We start from the raw sequence: 21,692 nt of genomic DNA, 5'->3' as shown, positions 1-21,692 counted from the left end.
TATAAAAGTTTTTTGTTTCTTAGCTTTCAGAAGTCAACTTCTGACTTATTTAATAAGAAAAACGAGGTTGTCTTTCTTCTTTCGTACTGGTTGTTTTGTTCAGTTTTCAAAGAGCAATTTCATTGCCGCCGTTTCAAATCAGCGACTTTATTAATATATCACATCCGCAATTCCTTGTCAACAACTTTTTTAATGTTTTCTTGTTCGCTTTGTTGACCCGTAATTGCCTTTTCAAAAGCACAAGAGAAATCATAACATACTATCAAACTAAAAATCAATCATTTTTTTAAATTTATTTTTTCCTTGTACCGAATAGATAGTTATTGCACCATTCTTCTTTATCCAATGACGCCCCTTTCCGTCTTTGTCTGTAGGATTTATAGGCAAAGGCGCTAATGTAGATTTCCAAGAAAAGATTGGTTTCTTTCATTTAGTTAGCTTAACAAAAAACCTAACAAGAATGGCGATATAAACAGCAATACAGAGCTCAAAATTAGGATTTTTGAAACAGTCTTTGGAAGTTTTGCTTTTCCTTTATACCATCCTGAAAATTGCAGTTTATTTCTATATAAAACGAAGAGTAGTAATAAAATTGCTATTACACCCAGCCACGAATACATTTCCGTTTCTTCATTGATTGTATAAATATTTCCTACAATTCCCCACCCCACTGCGCCAAGTATTCCAAAAATCAATACGATACGGAGTAGTTCTAATATCACTCTCATTTCATCTCACCAGCCTACTTTCAAATTTAATCTTATTCCTCTCTAACCCATGACTTCCTTTATCATCTACTCTATGCACTCATTCGCAGTAAGAGCTTGTCGTAAGCTAACCACCACTGTCTGCATGGATCGAGACTTCAATTCTACAGAACTTTTTATTTGTAATAAGTACAATACCGGTATCATTCGTATCAAGATTCATCCATTTTGATTAGGGACAGAACGATCTCTAAAAAATTTGATTGCTACACCTATAAAGGCAATCAAAGATAACAAACCGAATGAATCTACAAAGGCATTTAATATACTTTCATTTTCAACTGTTAACCTTACGATAAATAAAGTTAAGGAGCTTAAAAATAATACTACTATAATAGAACGAAACGAATTATTTTTAATAATCATGCTTACTATGATAATTAACGCGATAATTCCAATAATATTTAATAACATATAACGTCCTCTTCAAATTATTTTTACGGGTTTAGTCATGATTTTCTTCTTCAGGGTGACTTGTTAGGGTCCTTCTCCGCCCAAAAAAGACATTCATTTATTTTAACTGAACAAGTTCTATACAAATATTTGCTCTAAATTTAATTCTAGGTTAGGTAATGTATCAACTGAAATAATATCACCTTTTGTAAAGACTCCTTGAAATTTGTATTGCTCCGTACTTAAAAGATATATCTCTACAGATTCATTAACCGGGTCAACAAGCCAATATTCCTTTACACCAGCTTTTTCGTAAAGCTTATATTTTATCCACCGATCTAATTTAACAGATGCAGGCGATAGAACCTCGATAATCATATCAGGAGTCCCCTTACATCCTCGTTCATCCAGTTTTTTTGGATTACACACAATCGACAAATCGGGTTGAACAACATGATAAATATCCTCATCCTGCTGATTATCTGCGAATAAACGCACATCAAATGGAGCAAAGAATACTTCACACTCCTTTCCCTTCAAGAAAATAGAAAAAGCAGTAGATAGTTCTCTCAACACTTGCTGATGTTTGCGTGAGGGAGCGGGTGACATATTGAAAATTTCTCCATCAATTAATTCACATCTCCCCCCATCATTCCATGTCAGGTAATCCGCATACGAATGTTTCTCCTTTTTATTTGGAATGGTCATAAAAATCATTCCTTTCCACGAGTCTTTTACAATTATCATAGCATAACTCATCTAGCATAAGAAAACTTCTTGGGATGGGCAAGGTCAAGGATTCATTATTTTGTAAAGTATCAATTACCTCAGGTTAGAAAAACTCGAATTTGCTCGTCTCTTTGTTGAAATTCAAATCTTCCTACACAAATATTGATTTAAATCTATTTTCATACCAGGCAAAATATTAACTGAAATGGTATCATCTATCGTAAACACTCCTTGAAATTTGTATTGCATTATTTTTTTATAATTCATCCATCAACTCTGTCGTTTTATAACCTTCTTTTACTTAGATGATACAACCATTCAAATAAGATTCGAGAGCTCTTCAGCGATTTCAGCAATATGACTATAAGCTTTTTTAAGTTCATCAATAGATTCAGTGTTTTTATTTATATGATCAGTGACTTGTGTCACTTTTTCTGCCATAACGGTTACTGAATTTAAGATATCACTTAATTGATTGGAAATATCTTCTGCTGCACTTTTGCTTGTACCCGCCATCTTTCTTACCTCGCTAGCAACAACAGAAAAGCCCCGTCCATGTTCCCCTGCCCTAGCCGCTTCAATGCTTGCGTTCAAACCAAGTAAATTCGATTGGGCTGCTATATCTTTTACAATAATGGCCATAGATTGAATCTGTTCTACATTTTCCTTCACAATCCTAGATTCCTCTTTTAATTTTTCTATATCGGTTACTGCCATTTCTGATGCGTTATGCACCTCATTTGTACTTGCTGTCATTTCCTCCACTAAAGCAATAAATTCAGAAGTACTATCTTTTAAAACTGTTTCACGCCTCGTTACATCCGTTGCAATCTTAACAATCGCTTCAATTTGCCCTTCTTCGCTTACCACCGGCGTGTATATCGCATCAAGCCATAGAATATTTCCATCTTTTGTCACTCGTTCTACTTTATCATGGTAAGCCTTATTGTTACGTAAATTCCTCCAAAAAATGCCGTACTCTTTACTATTTGTGAATGTTGGTAAGCACAATTGTTTATGGTGCATATTTATCAATTCTTCTGTTCCATATCCAATAACCTGAGAAAAATTATCATTCGCCCATAAAATTTTTCCATTTGAATCAAATACAATCATTGCTAATGAACGTTTTATGGCGGTAAACAACACCTCTTGGTCTAAATTCTGTTCTTTCATGGTCATATAGCATCCCTTTCCCTTCTTAAGCCACATAATATATATCGGTTCTATTTGTGGTTACTTTAAGACTATAATCCATTATCCAAACCATAAAGCTATGAAATAGCAAGATAGGTATAAAAATAACAAGACCAGCAATTGTCCATACTTTAGGTAGGTTTGAAGGAATAGGGAGCTTTGCACGAAAACCAATTACCGTAAGAACAATAAGATGTTTTTTTCATTATTGTTTGGAGAGTTTTCCGCTTTTTTCAGGTAAAAATTTGAAAGGCTGTTCTTTCCCCACCTCCATTATCATAGAAATGATGAGGAGGTGGCGTGATGAGAAATCGAAAAATTTCTATATTACTATTAGCAGCTACATATGTTGGAACGGTTATTGGAGCAGGATTTTCATCCGGAAAAGAAATTGTCACATTTTTTAGTGTCTATGGAGCTTTAGGAACCATTGGCATTGCAATCAGCGGAGTCTTGTTTATTTTGATTGGAACCAAAATAATGATTATATCTGCCCGAATCAGGGCTTATTCTTACCAGGAATTAAATGCGTATCTATTTGGCAGAAACATTGCCAAAGTGGTTAACTTTTTTATCTTCTTCGTTGTTATTGGTGTCACTTCCGTCATGCTCTCAGGGGCAGGTGCTGTGTTCCATGAACAACTTGGACTTCCGTTTCAACTGGGAGTTATCATTACACTTATTCTCTCTTATATCACTGTAATGAAAGGATTAGACGGATTATTTGCGGTTAACTCCTACATTGTACCAATAATGATTCTTTTCGTTCTATTTGTAGCTGGCTCTATCGCTGGCGAGCATCCGCATCTGCTGGCAGTAAAGCTCCTCCCTGTTCGGTTATCGGACAACCTTTCGTGGGCAGGGTCCCCTTTTGCATATGCAGCATTTAATCTAATGACCGCGCAGGTTGTTCTTGTACCGTTGGGAAAGGAGATTCAGGATGAACATATCTTACGCTGGGGCGGGTTTCTGGGTGGACTGGCTTTGTTCTTTATCCTGTTATTGATTCACTTTTCACTAACGGTCTTTCCCGAAACATTTCATTATGAAATCCCGATGGCCGAGATCGTCCAACATTTCGGAACCCTTATTCACGTCCTGTTTTTAATCGTTATTTACGGCGAGATTTTCAATACAGTTGTCGGGAATGTGTTTGGAATTACACGTCAGCTGCAGTCAGCATTTCATCTTCGGTATCAGCATGCTGTCTTGATAATTCTATTTATCGTCTTTTTAATCAGTCAGGTCGGATATGGAAAATTACTGTCGGTACTGTATCCGTTATTCGGTTATCTGGGGTTGTTTTTTCTATTTTGGTTGTTGATTAAGAAAGCGCCTAAAAAATGAAGTAAGTCAGAATAGATTCTTTTATTCAGGGATAATAAGAATTAATAGAAGTTCCATTTTATTTTTAATAAGAATTCACTTATAATCTTAATAAGGATGGTGATTGAATTGAGTTTGACAGATAAAAATTTCGACACCTATGAAGAATTCGAAAAGAAACAACAACAAACAGATGAAATATTGGAATATATTGATGGAATTATTTATATGTCCCTATCTCCAGGCATTAAACATCAAAGGATATCGTCTTATCTTCACGGAGAACTTCATCATGTATTAAAAAATAGCAATTGTGAAGTGTTTTCTGCACCAACGGATGTCCTGTTTAAACATAACGAGAATGATAATAATAAAAGGGTTGTGCCGGACTTATTTGTGACATGTCATCCTGAAAACTTCACTGAAAAGGAATATATCGGAGCCCCGGAGTTTATCATTGAAATATTAAGCCCATCCAATAAATCTCATGACTTAGTAAGAAAATTGAATCTTTATATGGAAAACGGTGTTAAGGAATATTGGATTGTTGACCCAATGGAAAAACGTATCATGATTTATACGCTTGATGAAAACGGAGAGGTGCAATTTGATTTAGTCAATGAGAACGGAAAAGCAGCTTCTAGGTTATTTGAAAATTTTAAAATCGAAACGAAAGATTTGTTTTTTGATTAACTAACTAAAGTTGAGAAACAACAGCGAATCGCTCGCTGTTGTTTCGTAAAATTCTTCATAGATCAAATACAATACAGTGTTCATATAGTCCTGTCTAAACATATTCGTGATATTCGTAGGGATCCTGCCCTTCTACACGACCAGCTTCCCCTTTATCCAATGAATCAATTGTTTCCATATCCTCAGGAGCTAATTCAAAGTTGGTACTATTGAAATTATCTTTTTGATGCTTTGGATTACTTGATTTTGGAATAGCAAATACGCCGGCTTGATAATTCCAGTTTAAAATAATCTGTGCCGGAGTTTTATTATATTTATCCGCAATTTCTTTAATTGTGGCATTTTCCAGCACATCATTCAGATAGCCTCGACCAAAAGGACTCCAGGCTTCCGTAAGAATACCCCGTTTTTCATTTTCTTCAACCATACGTTTATTATTAAAATACGGATGACGCTCCACCTGGTTTGTAGCAGGAGTCACACCTGTTTCTTCGATAATATTGTCCAGATGTTCCGGTTCAAAGTTTGAAACACCGATAGTTCTGATTAACCCTTGTTTTTGGGCATCCACTAAAGCCTTCCAAGCTTCTACATATTTGCCGTCTTTCGGATTCGGCCAATGAATTAAATACTTGTCAAAATATTGTAGCCCCGTGCGTCGTAAAGATTCTTGAAGAAAGATAAACGCCTTGTCATATTCATGGTGAGAGCCGGGCAATTTCGCACTGATTAAAATTTCTTCTCTAGGGAGTGCAGATCGACGCACAGCTTCACCGACAATACCTTCATTGTTATAGTTTGTAGAAGTATCGATTAAACGGTATCCTATATTTAAGGCATTTAAAATTTCAAATGTACCCTGATCACCGTCAATACCGATTGTTCCTAATCCCACAAGTGGAAGCACCGAACCATCATTTAGAGTAAACCCGTTATTATCAACAGTCACAATCTCATCTCCTTTAAAATTTTTGTAATGTAAGCTGGGAATGATAGAAAAAGATATTTCCTTCATGTTTGCCATAATTACTATACCCATTTAAAAAAAATCCTACACCTATTGGAAACGAATGAGGATGCCTTCGCATAAATCATTTTATATATCAATCTATTTACTGTACTAAACAGCCATATAAAATTTAGTTTAATATGTTTGCTCCCTATTAAAATTTTTATATAACCCAAACATGCTTTCAAGGGCAATCAAGATACCTAATATTAAATAAAGTAATGCCCTTTCCATTTCATTAAAACCTAATATAGAAGATATAATTAAACCAACGCAAACACAAAAATAATAACATGGAAACTTATTTTAAATTTTCTATCCCCTATAGACTCACTTACTATATCCCACCTCTCGTTTTTCAAGTTATTACTTGCTTGTGTATCATCAGTTCCTCTTTAAAACAAAAACAGTTTATAGGTAATATTTGTTCTTTTACCACCAGATTATTTACTATATTTATAGTAAACCGTAAACAACCGAGCCTATGATAAATAATCCACAGGTTACGGCACTTAAAAGATATGTTTTATTTTCCCTCGCAAAAGTCCATTTCATTATGGTGCGGAAAGCGAACATAACGGCCATCCCAATAAAAATAACACCATTGTTAATCTCTTGGTATTTGAGGAAAGCAACAGAATAAAATAAAGGGAAAGAGAAAAGATTATCGGACCCCATGACGAACCAAAGAAAACAAGGTGGATATTGGATAAATAAAAAAAGACTGAATTACTATTAAACCCAGCCTGATGGTACATTGATTAAATCCTATTGAAAAAGATATTAAATCATTATTGGCCCATCCATTACTGACCTCAATCCGGTATTGAAAAACAAACTTCGTCCAATTTTTAGTACACATTAAAACGATTTTTAATAGCACCTTTATATTTTTTTCTATATGAAAGGTATGGCATGAAAGTAAAAGGAAGCGCGATAAGCGACACAGTTCCAACAACTAAACAGATCTCTCCAATGAGCGTTGGAAACCAGTCTATCACTTCAGAAAATAACGCTATCATTATCGTTAATAAATAGAAATAGACCATACGTTTTGTGAATTCCAGGTATTTATCTTTCATCATCTTGTATTTTCCAACTAAACTATCTTCATCTGTATAAATCGGCGTTGTTCCCTCTAGAGCAGAGAAAAAGTGCAAATGACGACTGGAACAAATATACTTCCATCCAGATTCTTCAAATATGTGAAAGTATTCTTCATCTGGATTTTCTTCTATATCCACGCTGTAAATGAGATTTTGAGGCTCTTTTTTCACTAATTTGTACCCTAATACATGCATCTCTTCTAATATCCAGCCTTTTCTTGCATAATCACTTAACATATCCAGATCTTTCTGGTCATTATCATCAACTTCAACACCATGTGTTTCTATATATTTATATTCTTTCTCAGACATGTCCGTCCTCCCCCTGCAATATTTGATCCGCATGTTGAATCATTCTTTTTCGTCGATTATACTCGTTTTTCAAAGTTTCAGAACCTTTGGTCGTGATGATGTATGTTTTCGTGTTGAAGGACTGGTCGACTACTTGTTCAATCATTTCCTCATTAACCAGCTTTTTTAGCGTGCTGTACAGTGATGCTGGTCCGATTTCTACTTCTCCATTCGTTATTTGTTTCACTGTTTTCATAATCGAATATCCATGGTTCTCTTTTACAAGGGATAACAGAATATAAAAAGCTATATCCGTTAATCTCCCTGACTTTACCATATCATTTCTTGGCATGATTCACCCCTCTTATTCTAAAAGATATATCGTTAAATAGAATATATCATTAAACGATATGTTTGGTCAATATAAATTCGAAATAGTTTCAATTTTTGTTACATGCAGATAGTATTGGCCTAATATTTCACAATTGTTGTGACACCATATTGAGTTAAGTAATTTTTGCGGCTTAATTCCTCTACCCACTTTTTAGGATTTAACTGATACTTTCCGTTTTTATTTTGATAAGTGAAACTTCCAACATTAATTATAATCGGTTCAGTCTTTTCTAATAACCTTCTCTTATTGTATTCGAAGGCGTGTTGATTTGGAATATCTATAAGTTCCAATACATCTCCTTCTTCCATATACTTTTCAAGATATAATAAAAACAATTTATTATTTGCACCAAATATTTCATAAATGTAAGGCATTGTAAAAAGTCCTTCTACAACTTCCTCCCATACAGAATTGTCTACTTCATTCACCCATAGACTAACCCCATCTTCCATTTTTTCAAAAATAGTCCGATTATTATACTCTTGAATTTCATCTGGTATTATAAAAGGTTTGGATGACGCCAAAAATGTAATTCCAGACATTTCTTTACCTCCAATCCATGTTCAACTCTTCTGCCATAAGTCGATAACCTGGACTTTTTTAAAACAACTTTATTGTAATTAAACACCTTTTGGTCACTAGCTGTGTTTTCTTTTTTATTAAAAAAGGGTATAATGTAATTAGAAATGAATACATTAAAAAATGACTGAAGGTGCTCTAACACCTTCAGCCTACACGATAGCTTGGTTCCCTTCAAGGGGCCTGGCACGATTAAGGATATTCCACCCTATCAATGAGCCGCGAACTCAAGGGTGGATTTTATTTTTTGTTATTTTTATCTGACATTATTGCAACAACTAACGCTCCGAAACTAATCATAAGCATCAATGATTCTGCAACTGTCATAAGCACCACCCCCTTTTGGGAGTGCGCCAACCACCCATGAGTTAACCAATGTGCTATTGTCCTCTGATTATACCATCTGATAAAGATTCGGAACATCAATCTAAAATTAAATAAAAAAGTGCTTCATCCTTGGTAGAATAGGGTTTGACGAATCCAAACTAACTAAGGAAAGGAGCACCTTATGTGAATAATTAATTATAGGGTAAGGAAATAGCCGTGATCATGGGGGAGGAGCACCAATAAATGCAACGCATCGTTGTTGTGTTCTACACGATGATTATTATGCTTCAGAGCAGCCAAATATAGTTGTGATACGATGATTCTCACGTGTGTCAAAAACCACAGTACCACAGCTTCTTTTGGTACCAGAGCAAGGTTTGCATTTTCAATATGTTAAAAGAAAAGCCTCGATTAAATCTCAGGCTTTTCTTTGTCTGTTTTTGATTTGGTTATTATAGTCATAATAAAAACATTGATAATAGAAGCTACTAAAGCATTAAAACTCATATACGTGAAACCTAAACCTGCAAATCCAATTCCAACAAAAAACTTGGAATGAACAACAAGACACTTATCAGACTAGCAATAACAGGCAGGATAATTCTTTTTTCTTTGAAAGGAATACTCAACAGGAATATAACAACGCCAATAACAAGGATATACACCACCGTTTCCATTATTCCTCCTGCCATCGGATTCTCCCTCCTCCATTTATGACATTCATTGCGCTTTCATTGATAAATGCTACCTACGCTCCAAAGGAGATCATTAACGTTAAAGCACTTTACTTTCCGTAAATCCCAGAGTTATTTCTTTTTTCCTTTTCTACAAACAAAGTAACAGTAGGTTCGCCTTTTACTTGCTTAATGATACGGTCTACATAGTCTTGAGTAATTTCTTTGACTTCTTTATTCAGCAATATAAGTGGAACGAGGTTAACTATTGTGACGGCAGCAAGCAATAAGTCAAGGAATTTCCAGATAAGCTGCAACCCGCCAATAGCACCGATGAAAATAGAGATTAAATAAACAAAACGACTTATTTTTGCCGCTTTTAACCCAAATAAATATTCTACCTGTTTTTCTCCATAAAACACTAATACCATGATTGTGGTAATGACGAATAAAAAAAGGAAGACTGAAACAAATAAACTGCCGTACCCCCCCATAATCGTCGAAAGAGCGACATCAACCATGCTAGAGGCCTTATTAACACTAACCTCTTTCCAGGCATTTGTCGTTAAAACAGTAAAGCCTGTTAAGGAACAAATCACAATTGTGTCCATAAACACACTTAAAATTCCCCATATGGCTTGTTTAGAAGGATGATCAGTTTGTGCTGCAGAATGGGTAAAAGGTGCGGTTCCCATACCGGCTTCATTTGAATATAAACCACGTGCTAGCCCCCAGCGAAGTGCTCCGGCTATAGTTGATCCTGCAAATCCACCTGTCGCCGACATGGGTGTAAACGCATGTTTGAAAATAAGCGCAAAAACATGAGGCAATTGGTCGATATGCCAAATAATAACTGTGATAGTAACAAGTATGTAGGCTAAAATCATAAAAGGAACAAGTTTGTCTGTAATTTTTCCAACTCGTTTAATGCCCCCTATGACAATAATACCAACAAGAATGACGATCACAACGCCAATAATCATTTGATTCACATTAAAGGCAGAGTTAAGTTGAGTAGCTATGGAGTTAGATTGAACCATTATGCTGGCTAAGATTTCAAGCATTAAAAAGAAAGCGAAAATGCTGGCGAGTGGCTTCCACCCTAGCCCTTTTTTTATATAATACATCGCCCCGCCTACCCATTCGCCTTCTTTGTTCTGCTCGCGATACTTGAGTCCGAGAACGATTTCTGCATATTTAGTAATCATTCCAATTAGTGCGATCATCCACATCCAGAATAATGCCCCTGGCCCGCCGAGAGCAATAGCCACCGCAACTCCAACAATATTCGTAGCACCAGCAGTGGTTCCAAGGCCCGAAGCAAATGCTTGGAAAGGGGTTATTGTACCTTTTTTTCTGTTTTTATCAAAAATGGTCCCTAGTGTGTTTTTAATCACATGCGGGAAAAACCGAATTTGAAAAAAGTTCAATCTCACAGTATAGATTATCCCGGTAAGGATTAACAAAAACGACACAATGTATGTCATCAGAAAATCGGACATATGAACAACAACTCTCTCGAAAATATCCAATGGTTTTGGCTCCTTTCAATCACTTAATATCCATAATCAATACCACCTTCTAGTTTTTTTTAAACACAGTTATCAAAAAAGGACTGGCATAAGTCCGATTGAATACCGTCTTTATTCCAGCCAGTCAATAGTTTAATTAAGTTAGCCCAACTTCTGGGTTTCATTACGTTGCCACGAGAATCGCCTGTTTTTAATTGTGCAATACAGCTAAGGTGTTCTTCCTGTTACCAATCGTACAATAAGGACAATAGCAGCTATAACTAACAATAAATGTACTAAACCGCCACCAACGCTGAAAGAAAAGCCAAGTATCCATAAAATAAGAAGGATAACGATAATATCTAAGTGTCTTCGCTGTTATATTTAAGTTCTCCACTACATATTTCATTGGATACAACATTCCCTTTTATGCCACTGTAACTTAGTCCTTCCCTAACCCAAATCCCCTTCATCCCTTGGACGGATATTGGATATAAAGAAAAAGACTGAACCCGTATTGGATCCAGCCTGAATTCGTGTTGATTTTAATATTGAAAAACCGATTAAAAATATATCGTAACTGTCCGCTACTCTTCCCGCTTCCTTTGCCGTTTGGATACCAACTATAAAGAAGTGGGTACCGACTTTTTAGCGTGAAATCCAACTATAAAGCAGGGAGATATAGTAGAGAGAAGTGAGAAAAAAAGAAAGAAATAATAAAGCATCCCATCTCCTATCCCCTTCAACCGTTAATACAATAAATATTACTTAGATTAATAACATCATGAAAAATTTTGTAATTTTTTATAGTTGTTCACCGCAATGATACCTTTCCATTGTTGCTTAGCTACAAAGAAATTCTCTGGGTCTTCCTCCCAATTCCAAGTAATATCCCAAACCCCGTCATCCTTCAAAGACCTTTCTAAATATTCAATGTTTTCATCAACAAGGTCTTTATATTTCTCATATAACTTGTCCTTTTTGCTATGAATCAGATCTAAGGGCAGTGCGTTATAACTTTTACCCCATGAGTTTGGATCGGTATCAATTGCTTGTCCAGCAAGGTCATTTACTTTCTCTTCTATTTCTTGAAATTGATTGAGTTTATCTCCTAAAATACGAATTAACATTTGATAGTTATTTACTTCATGAAAGCCCATCTTATTAGAATTAAGTAAATGAACTTTAGCCTTTTCAACTACTTCCCATCCTAATTTAGCCCCTTCACTACCCTCTGGTGTCCAATGGATAAGGAAAGCAGCAAGTTCAGCACTCGGATTAAACATCCAAATATCCTGAGCCCCCTCTTCAAAATGCCAATGAGGAGCATGGGGAAAATCATTGTGTTCAGGGGTAACTGTTTTCCACAATCCCAATTCCTTATCGTATGACTGAATTAAATAGTCAATCATTCGTCTTACAATCTCCTCATTGTATTCAGCTTGAATTTCCATTAAAATTTGACCAGCAGACCATGTTGCAATCGCTGACGATTGGGGCAACCCTAGGTCTGGTTCGAGACCGTGTCCGAATCCTCCATCGCTATTTTGGAATGCAGACAAATAATGTACAACCCGCTCTCTCGAACCATTCTCAAATAAAAATTCCCATCGTGCATTTTCAAGAGGGCGTGCATTTCTTTTAATCCATGATCGTGTTTTCATTCTCTTGTGATTATTCACTTTTAACATTCCTCCCTAAACCCGGTCGTCTCTCCGATAACCAAAATATTCTTAATGACCACATCGAAAACTAAATCATTATCTAAGAAATCGTCATAGGATATTCCTCTAGTGAATTTCTCCACTTTAAGTGAAGCGGAAAAATATCTTCTAAAAAAATTTTAGGCTCCCTCTGCATATATAGCACCCCTTAAAATACTGGGCTTTAAAGCGGGTTTAATATCATCTATTATGACTAGGTCTACCGTTTTCTGAAAGTAATCCTCAAGATTGAATTTTAAGTCCATGTAATTATCAAAAGACAAGTCCGTATCATTGAATTCTACTATCACATCAATATCGCTGGATTCTTTTTGCTCTTCACGGCTACACGAACCGAACAAGCCAATTCGCTTAACACCATATTTTTCTTTCCATGTATCCAAGTTTCTTGACAATTCATTAAGGATTTCTTGCTAAGATAGCATATCATCACCGCCTTTTCTCGATATTGTTATTTATTTTCATTATAATATTACTTTGTAAAATTATTCATCGGGACTAGAAAATACCTGTATTCGCTATCATTGTTGGTCACACCTTAGCAAGCTGCTTATAAAACCATGGTTCACTCTTCTTGACATAAGAACAACCCTTTAGATATTCATATCCAGAGGAGCAAAACTTCACAACCTTTTTACACACAGCGCAGCTTTTGTAACCGCCAATTAAACTTGACGGTTACAACTTTCTTCATGAACGCAGAAAAAACTACAGATTTTATAGGATGAGGAAAACAACAGCATAAAATAAAGGGGTAGAGAAGAGATTATTGAAACCCATGACGAATTCCTCGATACAATTTTATAGATTCATTCAAACGGATTATCTTTATGATTATTCTGTATATTAACTTTACACTATTATACTAAATTAAGTAAATCCATTCAGGAAGTATCCCTGTATAAAAATTCCCTTTAACTAAAAAACATTTATTTCATACCCCCGTAATTATTTCCATTTCAGCAAGTCTACTATATGTATCTGTAACTAAGTTCTTCCATAGCAGAAGGAAGAATCAAGACAAAAGAATATTGAAAAAGACCTGTTATGTAACTGAAAATCCTTCGAATTAATGAAGTGTGGAAAACAACAGGAAAGGGATTGGATGGATATTGGACATAAAGAAAAGGACTGGACCCGTATTGGATCCAGCCTGGATTTGTATTGATTTTAAGATTGAAAAACCGATTGAATATATATCGTAACTGCCCGCTGCTCTTCCCGCTTCCTTTAATACTTCGATACCAACTTAGTTCCATCAGGGAAGAACTAAGTTACGTGGGGAAGGAGAGAGTTACAGGGAGATAAACAAATGTGGCTTTAAAATAAAGTTCGATTAAAAACATCTCGCAAATCCGCGATTTACTTTAATTAAGAAGAACACATTTTGAAAAAAAGATCGATCAAAATGGATTATTTATTAGTGAAAAAGTATACACTTTTTATAAAAAAGTTTGATCATTTTCTAAGTATGTTATTCCCTATTATATCTTTTTCTGAATAGCTCATTCTTTATCCGGAATTAGTATAGAAAATATACTTCTGATCGGTAATTTGATTGCAACCCTAGGTTTACAAATGTAGGAAAAAATATTATACCAGGTTACTTTAAATTATAAGCTCGAAACAGGGATCTTTACACTCACCATTCCTCCCGAATCTATTTTATTATTCTGCAGCCGCAATTTTCCCTTATGTAAGGAAACAACATGCTTAACAAACGACAAACCTACACCATAATGACCGTCTGCACTACGGCTTTCATCTTCCATAAAAAACAGTTCATCCGCATTCCTTAAACCATTTTCAGAAAATCCTTTGCCACTATCTATGATTTGAAATAGAATGTAGTCTTTATCATTTGAAACTTCAAAGTGTATTTTCCCCTGTTCAGGTGTATTATCCACGGCATTGACAAGAATGTTCATAAACGCCCGATGCATTGTTTCTATGTCCATCAAGGCCTCTCTTATTTCAGCAGTTTTATGAAAAGTTAATTCGATTGGTTTCTCGCCCATATATGCACTTGTTTCCTTTAATAAAGTTTCGATAAAAGGTCCTATCTGAACTATTGAAGGCTCAAACTTCGTTTCCATTTCACTCTTTGTTATGGAGATCAACTCCATGGTGTATTTCTCTATTCTATTGCCAGCGTCCAAAATATATTTGCTAAAAGCTGCTTGTTCATGCGTTTGGTCTGTCATTTGCAACAATTCTGCATTTCCCTTGATAATTGTTATAGGAATTTTGATATCATGAGCTAAAGCACCAATCTGCTCTTTTTTCTCCTTTTCCATTTTCCATTGCGTCTCCAGCGATATCCTTAAAGACTTGCTCATCTCCCCAAGTGATTGTATAACACCATTAAACTCTTTTATACTCGAATAATCCTCCATATAATCCAAATTACGATTTTTGATATGAGACGTTATCACTGTCAATTTATTTACTTGTTTTCTCAACCTGTTGGCAAATGCAGTGGTGAGAACGATAATAACCAGAATAATCCCCGCGATTAACGCAATGACGCTCACCGTTTCAAAATTAGGAAAATGTTTTTGCATAAAAGTAGATTTGAATTGAGGGCGCAAATAGTATTGGAACACCACGTAGTCATCTTTTCTTTCGATCACTCGATAAACCTTTTGTCCCGTAAAATAATCTGTATCATGTTTTTTGAATCGGTCTCTAACCTTTCCCAATTCCTGATTGCTCAATGTACCGTATGTTTTTTGCAACTTTTGTTTATCCAATACAGCAAAGGATACACCTCTAGGCATCATGTGGTCGGTAACCTCTCCACCTGATTCAATCCTTGGTTCCAAACTTTTTACTATCTGTTCACTGTAATTTGCAGGCAAAATCACTCCTGTAATCGTGCCTAGCTCCAATAAAACTACAAAAAGAACGACTACAGCAACAACACCTATAGTAATTTGCATAATATAATGAAACAACGCCTTGCGTAAGCTAATAGTTTTCGTTTTCAATGCCATTTATAACCAACCCCCCACACTGTTGTAATCGGGTCGATTTGAAAGTATTTGAATTTCTTGCGTATACGCCTGATAAACTCCGTAATCGTTGAATGAAGTGCATCGCTATCGAAACTATACACTTCCTCATAAATTTCTTCCTTTGTAAATACCCGTCCTTTATGTAAGGCTAGAACTTCGCATATTTTATATTCATTTTTCGTCAGGTCCACCTTTTGATCACCAATAAATAATTCCTTGCCGTCAAAATCAAAAATGACCCCTGATATGGTTTTTATCATACGATGGGAATCTCGTTCCTCTCTACGAAGATGTGCATTTACACGTGCGCTTAATTCCTGTACTCCAAACGGTTTTAAAATATAATCATCTGCCCCTGTCATGAGACCTTTGACAACAGCATCTTCTGTGACTTTTGCTGTTAAAAATAAGATTGGACAGGTGACGACAGACCGGATTTTTTCACATAATGTGAACCCATCAATGTCTGGCATCATTACATCCAGTAGAATTAAATCATATCCCTGAAAACATCCCAAATCTTTATCTTTTGTATGTTTCATAATGGAAACCGTATGATGATCACGTTCCAATATATTTTTTATCAGTACAAGGATGTCTTGTTCATCATCTACAGCAAGTATGTTGGCCATACAGGTAACCTCCCAAGTCTCGATAAACATTATTCAAAGGATTTTCTCCCTTCCCATCTATTAAACCATCCAAGACTAGAAATGAACAATGCAAAGGTAACAATCATCAAAATAACTGTACCTGTTTCCATCTCATTTCTAACAAGAGACTGGATGCCTTTACCCAGGTGACTAAATCGATAGACGGCAAGGCTATCAACAAATCTGCCGCCCCATGCCCAAGGTATATACTTCCAATACAGATCCCCTAAGCCCGTCAACATCAAAGCACTGACAAGTACTCCAGCACCCCCCAGAAAGACGGAGGCTCCCATTCCGAACCGCAGGCTGACAAATAAATGGATCATATAAAGGATAATACTTGCTGCAACAATCCAAGTAGCGCCTTGCAAAAAAATGATGTAGGGAATAGCAGAAATGTGTAGTACCAATCGCAAACCGACCACATAAACAGCCACACTGCAAAAGACAGCTAAAAACGCAAAGATAAGCAACATCGCCAATTTACTTAGATATAGGATGGTTCTAGAAAGAGTACCGGTCAACAGAACACGATATTTTCCCGCATTTTCCTCTTGAATAGCCACCATACCACACAAAATTCCAATCAATAATGGTAGTCCAATGGTTATCGCTTCCATAAACCCCGCATAAAGATACATATCATTCGGTATGTGTCCAAACCTAAAGTATAAAATGAATAGGGCTGGAGTCATAAATGCAATTAATAGATGAATCCAGACAAAAGGGGTATGTTTCATTTTTAAAAAATCCGCTTGTAAGCATCTCCATAACATAATCTCAACTCCTTTTAACCTCTTTTGCAAACTGACGGCCTGTTGTATACGCTAGGATAATTAAAAATATAAGGGAAAGGCCGATTCCGATTGGCACAGCAGTATAGCTCATCAAAGGGTTTCCGGCTTTTAAAGCCAGTCCATTGGGGTGTATCCCAAGAATTGGACTCATCATGCGAACAGGCCATGCCCAAGGAATTATCCACCAAAAGTGATAAGCAGCTAAGGTTCCCATAAATAGACCACAGATAAAATTCACACCAACAGCAATGATAAGACCAAATTTTCTTGCTAAAAATAGACAAAAGGGAATTTGCCACAAACTGGTCAGCCATAACAAGATGATTGCTTCAAACCGATTTGCTTGCATAATCGCATAACCAGGAAACAATATGCCAACTAAGACTAATAAAACAGCGAAAATGATCATCGATATTAGCGTGTATAGAGCAAGGACGGTTATTTTCCCATACCATACTTTTTCAAAGGCCAATGGTTTTGAAAAAAGCACACTGTAGTTGCCTGCTTTGATTTCCTTTTTATTTACCATGCTACACAGCAACCCTATTAGCAATGGCATAAAAATAATTGACCACCAATTGAAAGTCCCCGAAACAAAGAATGTAGGATTCATTAGAAACGACAAAATCACATTTACAAAGGGGACAATAAAAAGCAGTTTTCTCGTAAAAGTACGTTTAAGAGACAGATTTTCGGCAGCTATCACATGCATTATTTTCCCTCCCCAGATATTTGATTTTCTTTGACAATTTGTAAAAACAATTCCTCCAGATTCTTCCTATGGTCGACTGTTCCTTCATATCCTAGAATTCCGTTACTAATGATTCCCATATGATCCGCAATCTGCTGGACCTCAGACAACATATGACTCGATAAGATTACTGTCATCCCCTTGTCAGGAAAAGAGCGAATTAATTCTCGCAATTCCTGTATCCCCACAGGGTCAAGACCATTTGTTGGCTCGTCAAGAATAAGCAACTTTGGCGAATTGAGCAATGCAATTGCAATACCCAGTCTTTGCTTCATTCCCATTGAAAAATGACCCGCCTTCTTCTTTCCAGTATTAGTCAAATCAACAACCTTTAAAACTTCTTGAATCCGATCTTCAGGTAAATGAAGCAAGAGCGTATGAACCTTTAAATTTTCGTATGCAGTCAAATTGTCGTACAAAGGCGGAGCTTCGATCAATGCCCCAATTTTTGAGAGATCTTTTCTTCTCCAAGAGTGACCCTCAAAAAGAATTTCCCCAGAAGAGGGACGCAACAGACCCGTAACCATTTTAAGAAATGTTGATTTACCTGCTCCATTCGGCCCAAGTAACCCATAAATACTGCCTTCCGGAACTTTTATGGAAAGATCCGACACTGCTTCTTCTTTTCCAAACTTTTTAATCAAATGGCTTGTTTCCAAAATATTAGCTACCACATTTTTTCCCCCAGTTATTTTTATTTCAGTTCTCACATTTGATTGCTTTATACAATTGCTGATTTAAAGTAATAATAATTTCATCTCTATTAGACTTTTTGGCACTCTCAAGACTGTAAACCAATCCATACTCCATTGGCCTTTTCTCTCTAATTTCTTTTTTAGGGTTTAAATAAATATATGGTTCATGCAATTCTCTTTCAGACCACTTTTTATTATTTTGATTAATATAATACTGTTCTCCAATATACCCAATAACATTGTAGTCAGTTTTTTCTTCTACAGTATCTTCAATTTTGTAAATACTGCCTCCAAAAACAAAATGATTAATCTTTCCCTCCTCTAATAGTTCCTTTGTTGTCTTTGAAGTTTTCTTTTCATCCTCACAATCTTGAATGAAATAAGCCGTTTTCTTTGTCTCTTTGATGGTTTTGTCAATAAATTCTTCCGTCTTTTTGCAAGCCGTCAATGTCAAAATAAGAAACACCCCTATTACAACAATCCATGATTTTTTGATGTGTTTCGACAGTTATTCACCCATCAGCCTCCATCTTGACCTAGTAAGACAAATTGTAAAGGATAAAAATCAAGAAATTATCAACATATTTTTTTCTGCTGTGTTGTGTCTTATAAATGGTTAAAAACCTTTTTCTTACTTATCTTCTACAACCAATCTTCTTGTATAGTGGTATCGTCAAGTATTTTTTTGACATAAAGTTTGATCTAAAATATTGCTTAAATTCACATGCCCGCGAAAATAGAAAGAATCCATTTATGTATCTGTAACATAGTCCTTCCCTAACCCAAATCCCCTTCATCCCTTCTCCCCCATGGCTTTAACCTCTCTTCTATGCCACAAGGCAATGGAACTTAGTTCTTCCCCAAAACACTCAACCCCCCACACTTTTCCACTTCTGGGTTGTATAGAATATTCCGCCATTGTAACTAAGTTCTTCCATAGCAGAAGGAAGAATCAAGACAAAAGAATATTAAAAAAGACCTGGTATGTAACTGAAAATCCTTCGAATTAATCAAGTGTGGAAAACAACAGGAATGGGATTGAGCAACTCCTAAAATCCTTATTACACAAAGAATTGGATGGATATTAGACATAAAGAAAAAGACTGAACCCGTATTGGATCCAGCCTGGATTCGTATTGATTTTAAGATTGAAAACCGATTGAATACATATCGTAATTGCCCGCTACTCTTCCCGCTTCCTTTGCCACTTCGATACCAACTTAGTTCCATCAGGGAAGTGTGCCGATCGAAAATTAACGTTACCACCCAACACCTCCCCCAAATCCCCTTCAACCGCTTCTCCCCATGCTCTCGCCCCCTCATTTCCAAATTCTGCAACAGAAAAATTACATTCCTCCATTTTGGCCACTTTTCACCCGTTTGTGTACCAAATTTTCATCCTTTTGTATAAAAAAATTACGTTCCTTCTGGTGGTTTTTCTACTGGAATACCTCCGGTATTTCCCACCCGCTTTTCCACAAAAAATGAACAAAGAAAAGGTGTTGGTCTTTCGAAAATATTGGAATGATATTGAATTTCTATTAAAAAATATTGAACAAAAAAAGAGGAAAAAGACGGTACAATCCTTCGGATTTATGTATGAAAAATACAGCAAAAAAGATATTGGAAATGATATTGAACCCACGCCTGACAAGGAATTGAAGCGGGTTGAAAAAGAAGCGGATTGATTATTCGATTGGTATTGGACAGATCTTATTGAAAAAATATTGGAGGGATATTGAGTGATTATTTTGGACAGCAGCAGCAGTGAAAAATGGATGATTTAAAGCGGGGATTAACCTTGGATTTTCTACTAAATTTGAGCGTAAAAAAACCCGAAGGTTCGGTGGGAATATACCGGGAAGACCTTCGGGTTTGGGAACGTTATTTTTTTATAAGGAACGTTATTAATATTTAAGCCACGTTAATTTTCTATCGGGACACAACAAATGTAGCTTTAAAATAAAGTTCGATCAAAATATCTCACAAACCCTTATTTTAAGTTAAACGATAAAAACCCGTTTTGAAAAAAGATTGATCAAAACGGGTTAACTATTTGTGAAACACTATGCAATTTTTATAATAAAGTTTGATCATTTTCTACTGTTGATCTTTCACAAACCCGCCCTATTCTGGAATAACTTAGATGGCGCAGATAAACGCCATTTCACCTTTCAATTAGGTAATCATTCGGGGACTTTTTTTACTAGGTACACCGAATCTTTCAAAACAGAAAATCCATTTTTTTTATAAAATTGATAAGCCGGGACAGTCTTTTCAGTAGTTAATGTTATATGCCTAATCTCTTCGGTGCTCAATATATTATTAATTAGAGCAAGAAAGATACTGCCCGCCCCTTGATTTTGTCTTTTTCTTGAAATAAAGAACTCCTTAATAAAATATTCCCGACCCTCCCACCAGTTAAAAATATAACCTAATGAACAACCAATTAGCTTATCTTTTTCATCATAGAGGGCTAATGAGAGTGAGTTATTATTTTCAGTCAAATCTTTTATATATGAATTTAACTGTTTTTCATTATCCCATTTATCAAACCAAGGCTCATTCGAAAATACATCTAGAAATAGTTCCTTCATTTCCGTGAAATCACATTCTTTTAAAATACTTACCCGCATCTAGTTAACTCCCCCTACATCGTCATCCATGGATTATGTATTGCCAATCCTCCGGTCCCCTTTTACAGGCAAAGCAGCTTTCATCGGGATTCCCAATTTCCTACGATCTGCAACGATCTGGTCCCGATTGCTGAACTGCCACAATCCAGCTCGGTGTATCAAACTTTTTTATAAATTATTAGACTGTATTCCAAATGATCAATCTTTATTATAAATTATCAAACTTTATTTTAAAGCACAAATAGTAAACCTACTCCCTCCCCAATAATAACGCAAGCATAAATAATAATATCGTCTGATGACGTAAAATAGTTTGTGTAAAATAGTTGAGATAAAAAAAGAGGTAGGGTACCCTCGAAATTGGACAAAAAATCAAGAAAGGAGACCCTACCATGTCTCAAAGTATAAATCAAAATACCTTTA

At 35.8% G+C, this 21,692-nt stretch carries 24 protein-coding genes; 2 read left to right on the top strand and 22 right to left on the bottom strand.

From position 1 onward, the window contains the following. Positions 1-434: 434 nt before the first annotated feature. The 4 genes from KI343_RS18960 to KI343_RS18945 all read right to left on the bottom strand — a co-directional run bounded on the left by KI343_RS18960 (position 435) and on the right by KI343_RS18945 (position 3,065). A complete protein-coding gene (locus tag KI343_RS18960; protein WP_212927973.1) occupies positions 435-728 on the bottom strand; it encodes a hypothetical protein in 294 nt (97 codons plus the stop codon). Positions 729-926: 198 nt separating this feature from the next. Then, on the bottom strand, positions 927-1,181 hold the full coding sequence (locus tag KI343_RS18955; protein ID WP_212927972.1) for a hypothetical protein: 255 nt from the start codon (positions 1,179-1,181) through the stop codon (positions 927-929). 117 nt (positions 1,182-1,298) lie between these two features. Continuing rightward, positions 1,299-1,907 (bottom strand): Uma2 family endonuclease, encoded by a 609-nt coding sequence (locus KI343_RS18950; RefSeq protein WP_244857126.1) that lies wholly within the window; start codon positions 1,905-1,907, stop codon positions 1,299-1,301. A 300-nt stretch (positions 1,908-2,207) separates the two neighbouring features. Further along, complete coding sequence (locus KI343_RS18945) at positions 2,208-3,065, bottom strand: methyl-accepting chemotaxis protein (protein WP_244857124.1); 858 nt, start codon at positions 3,063-3,065, stop codon at positions 2,208-2,210. A gap of 324 nt (positions 3,066-3,389) precedes the next feature. Here KI343_RS18945 and KI343_RS18940 point away from each other — a divergent pair, with 324 nt between their 5' ends. Together KI343_RS18940 and KI343_RS18935 are read left to right on the top strand one after the other, a co-directional pair. Then, entirely contained in the window at positions 3,390-4,433 is a 1,044-nt protein-coding gene (locus tag KI343_RS18940; RefSeq protein ID WP_212927970.1) for a YkvI family membrane protein, read from the top strand. Between the two features lie 108 nt (positions 4,434-4,541). Further along, positions 4,542-5,105: a Uma2 family endonuclease gene (locus tag KI343_RS18935; RefSeq protein WP_212927969.1), complete on the top strand. Its 564-nt coding sequence runs from the start codon at positions 4,542-4,544 to the stop codon at positions 5,103-5,105. 94 nt (positions 5,106-5,199) lie between these two features. On the opposite strand, the gene KI343_RS18930 is transcribed toward KI343_RS18935, so the two are convergent. The 18 genes from KI343_RS18930 to KI343_RS18850 form a co-directional block, all read right to left on the bottom strand. Beyond that, a complete protein-coding gene (locus KI343_RS18930) occupies positions 5,200-6,054 on the bottom strand; it encodes an aldo/keto reductase (protein ID WP_212927968.1) in 855 nt (284 codons plus the stop codon). Positions 6,055-6,570: 516 nt separating this feature from the next. After that, a complete protein-coding gene (locus tag KI343_RS20420; RefSeq protein ID WP_212927967.1) occupies positions 6,571-6,792 on the bottom strand; it encodes a DUF4181 domain-containing protein in 222 nt (73 codons plus the stop codon). A 173-nt stretch (positions 6,793-6,965) separates the two neighbouring features. After that, entirely contained in the window at positions 6,966-7,532 is a 567-nt protein-coding gene (locus KI343_RS18920) for a DUF2812 domain-containing protein (protein WP_212927966.1), read from the bottom strand. Next, entirely contained in the window at positions 7,525-7,863 is a 339-nt protein-coding gene (locus KI343_RS18915; RefSeq protein ID WP_212927965.1) for a PadR family transcriptional regulator, read from the bottom strand. The genes KI343_RS18920 and KI343_RS18915 overlap by 8 nt, the downstream gene beginning before the upstream one ends. A gap of 119 nt (positions 7,864-7,982) precedes the next feature. Then, the gene (locus tag KI343_RS18910; RefSeq protein WP_212927964.1) at positions 7,983-8,447 is read right to left on the bottom strand and encodes a hypothetical protein; all 465 of its coding nucleotides are present in this window, start codon (positions 8,445-8,447) and stop codon (positions 7,983-7,985) included. Positions 8,448-8,724: 277 nt separating this feature from the next. After that, complete coding sequence (locus KI343_RS20685) at positions 8,725-8,811, bottom strand: putative holin-like toxin (protein ID WP_374705459.1); 87 nt, start codon at positions 8,809-8,811, stop codon at positions 8,725-8,727. Between the two features lie 518 nt (positions 8,812-9,329). Further along, complete coding sequence (locus KI343_RS18905; protein WP_212927963.1) at positions 9,330-9,503, bottom strand: hypothetical protein; 174 nt, start codon at positions 9,501-9,503, stop codon at positions 9,330-9,332. A 92-nt stretch (positions 9,504-9,595) separates the two neighbouring features. After that, a complete protein-coding gene (locus KI343_RS18900) occupies positions 9,596-11,017 on the bottom strand; it encodes an alanine/glycine:cation symporter family protein (protein ID WP_244857120.1) in 1,422 nt (473 codons plus the stop codon). Positions 11,018-11,224: 207 nt separating this feature from the next. Continuing rightward, on the bottom strand, positions 11,225-11,356 hold the full coding sequence (locus tag KI343_RS18895; RefSeq protein WP_212927976.1) for a lmo0937 family membrane protein: 132 nt from the start codon (positions 11,354-11,356) through the stop codon (positions 11,225-11,227). 422 nt (positions 11,357-11,778) lie between these two features. Continuing rightward, positions 11,779-12,687 carry a prenyltransferase/squalene oxidase repeat-containing protein gene (locus KI343_RS18890; protein WP_374705458.1) on the bottom strand — a complete coding sequence of 303 codons (909 nt, stop codon included), beginning with the start codon at positions 12,685-12,687 and terminating at the stop codon, positions 11,779-11,781. A gap of 152 nt (positions 12,688-12,839) precedes the next feature. Further along, positions 12,840-13,103: a nucleotidyltransferase family protein gene (locus KI343_RS18885; protein WP_244857116.1), complete on the bottom strand. Its 264-nt coding sequence runs from the start codon at positions 13,101-13,103 to the stop codon at positions 12,840-12,842. Between the two features lie 1,230 nt (positions 13,104-14,333). Beyond that, positions 14,334-15,716, bottom strand: coding sequence for a sensor histidine kinase (locus tag KI343_RS18880; RefSeq protein WP_212927961.1), 1,383 nt, complete (start codon positions 15,714-15,716; stop codon positions 14,334-14,336). Continuing rightward, positions 15,707-16,369: a response regulator transcription factor gene (locus tag KI343_RS18875; protein ID WP_212927960.1), complete on the bottom strand. Its 663-nt coding sequence runs from the start codon at positions 16,367-16,369 to the stop codon at positions 15,707-15,709. Before KI343_RS18875 ends, KI343_RS18880 begins: the two co-directional genes overlap by 10 nt. 29 nt (positions 16,370-16,398) lie before the next feature. After that, the gene (locus tag KI343_RS18870) at positions 16,399-17,166 is read right to left on the bottom strand and encodes a lantibiotic immunity ABC transporter MutG family permease subunit (protein WP_212927959.1); all 768 of its coding nucleotides are present in this window, start codon (positions 17,164-17,166) and stop codon (positions 16,399-16,401) included. A gap of 4 nt (positions 17,167-17,170) precedes the next feature. Further along, positions 17,171-17,899 carry a lantibiotic immunity ABC transporter MutE/EpiE family permease subunit gene (locus KI343_RS18865; RefSeq protein ID WP_244857114.1) on the bottom strand — a complete coding sequence of 243 codons (729 nt, stop codon included), beginning with the start codon at positions 17,897-17,899 and terminating at the stop codon, positions 17,171-17,173. Next, positions 17,899-18,612: a lantibiotic protection ABC transporter ATP-binding protein gene (locus tag KI343_RS18860; protein WP_212927958.1), complete on the bottom strand. Its 714-nt coding sequence runs from the start codon at positions 18,610-18,612 to the stop codon at positions 17,899-17,901. Before KI343_RS18860 ends, KI343_RS18865 begins: the two co-directional genes overlap by 1 nt. Before the next feature lie 25 nt (positions 18,613-18,637). Beyond that, the gene (locus KI343_RS18855) at positions 18,638-19,087 is read right to left on the bottom strand and encodes a NisI/SpaI family lantibiotic immunity lipoprotein (RefSeq protein ID WP_212927957.1); all 450 of its coding nucleotides are present in this window, start codon (positions 19,085-19,087) and stop codon (positions 18,638-18,640) included. Between the two features lie 1,732 nt (positions 19,088-20,819). Continuing rightward, positions 20,820-21,269, bottom strand: coding sequence for a GNAT family N-acetyltransferase (locus tag KI343_RS18850; RefSeq protein WP_212927956.1), 450 nt, complete (start codon positions 21,267-21,269; stop codon positions 20,820-20,822). Positions 21,270-21,692: the final 423 nt, after the last annotated feature.

The sequence above is a fragment of the Oceanobacillus sp. J11TS1 genome (assembly GCF_018333215.1).
In the GTDB taxonomy this organism is placed as follows: domain Bacteria; phylum Bacillota; class Bacilli; order Bacillales; family Amphibacillaceae; genus Oceanobacillus.
The sequence above is the reverse complement of the archived record's forward strand: the minus strand, read 5'-3'. Positions and strand labels throughout refer to the sequence as shown.

Coding starts and splice junctions, on each gene's coding strand:
- KI343_RS18920 (WP_212927966.1), bottom strand. CDS start 7,532: ATGTCTGAGAAAGAATATAAATATATAGAAACACATGGTGTTGAAGTT.
- KI343_RS18850 (WP_212927956.1), bottom strand. CDS start 21,269: ATGCGGGTAAGTATTTTAAAAGAATGTGATTTCACGGAAATGAAGGAA.
- KI343_RS18950 (WP_244857126.1), bottom strand. CDS start 1,907: ATGATAATTGTAAAAGACTCGTGGAAAGGAATGATTTTTATGACCATT.
- KI343_RS18870 (WP_212927959.1), bottom strand. CDS start 17,166: ATGTTATGGAGATGCTTACAAGCGGATTTTTTAAAAATGAAACATACC.
- KI343_RS18890 (WP_374705458.1), bottom strand. CDS start 12,687: ATGTTAAAAGTGAATAATCACAAGAGAATGAAAACACGATCATGGATT.
- KI343_RS18945 (WP_244857124.1), bottom strand. CDS start 3,065: ATGAAAGAACAGAATTTAGACCAAGAGGTGTTGTTTACCGCCATAAAA.
- KI343_RS20685 (WP_374705459.1), bottom strand. CDS start 8,811: ATGACAGTTGCAGAATCATTGATGCTTATGATTAGTTTCGGAGCGTTA.
- KI343_RS18915 (WP_212927965.1), bottom strand. CDS start 7,863: ATGCCAAGAAATGATATGGTAAAGTCAGGGAGATTAACGGATATAGCT.
- KI343_RS18910 (WP_212927964.1), bottom strand. CDS start 8,447: ATGTCTGGAATTACATTTTTGGCGTCATCCAAACCTTTTATAATACCA.
- KI343_RS18940 (WP_212927970.1), top strand. CDS start 3,390: ATGAGAAATCGAAAAATTTCTATATTACTATTAGCAGCTACATATGTT.
- KI343_RS20420 (WP_212927967.1), bottom strand. CDS start 6,792: ATGGGGTCCGATAATCTTTTCTCTTTCCCTTTATTTTATTCTGTTGCT.
- KI343_RS18960 (WP_212927973.1), bottom strand. CDS start 728: ATGAGAGTGATATTAGAACTACTCCGTATCGTATTGATTTTTGGAATA.
- KI343_RS18880 (WP_212927961.1), bottom strand. CDS start 15,716: ATGGCATTGAAAACGAAAACTATTAGCTTACGCAAGGCGTTGTTTCAT.
- KI343_RS18865 (WP_244857114.1), bottom strand. CDS start 17,899: ATGCATGTGATAGCTGCCGAAAATCTGTCTCTTAAACGTACTTTTACG.
- KI343_RS18905 (WP_212927963.1), bottom strand. CDS start 9,503: ATGGCAGGAGGAATAATGGAAACGGTGGTGTATATCCTTGTTATTGGC.
- KI343_RS18875 (WP_212927960.1), bottom strand. CDS start 16,369: ATGGCCAACATACTTGCTGTAGATGATGAACAAGACATCCTTGTACTG.
- KI343_RS18955 (WP_212927972.1), bottom strand. CDS start 1,181: ATGTTATTAAATATTATTGGAATTATCGCGTTAATTATCATAGTAAGC.